Annotated in this window: 1 pseudogene; it reads left to right on the top strand. The window is 74.3% G+C overall.

Features of this window, described 5'->3' with window-relative positions:
• A pseudogene (locus ACFWP5_RS47135) lies at positions 1-272 on the top strand (hypothetical protein); the annotation flags it as partial.

Raw genomic sequence — 272 nt, 5'->3', positions numbered from 1 at the left:
GGGGGGTGCCGACGCCCCCCCGCGTTATAGCGGGGGGCTGGTGGGAAGGGGCCGGGGGGCCTCGGGGTGGCTCGGGGCGGGGTGCCCGTACCGGGCCAGGGCCCTGTCCCTCCCACACCCCTCGGAGGACCGGCTGGTGTGGTTCGTCCGCGAGGCGTGGCCGTCACCGGTGACCGGTACGTCGCTGGTGGCGGGCGAGTTGGCCGGCTCGGCGGGGCTTCAACTCACCGTTGAGTCCGAGCAGTTGATCGTGTTCGGGGACGGGATGGAGG

The organism is Streptomyces sp. NPDC058469 (genome assembly GCF_042721125.1).
In the GTDB taxonomy this organism is placed as follows: Bacteria; Actinomycetota; Actinomycetes; order Streptomycetales; family Streptomycetaceae; genus Streptomyces.
This window is presented reverse-complemented; position numbering and strand designations above follow the sequence as displayed.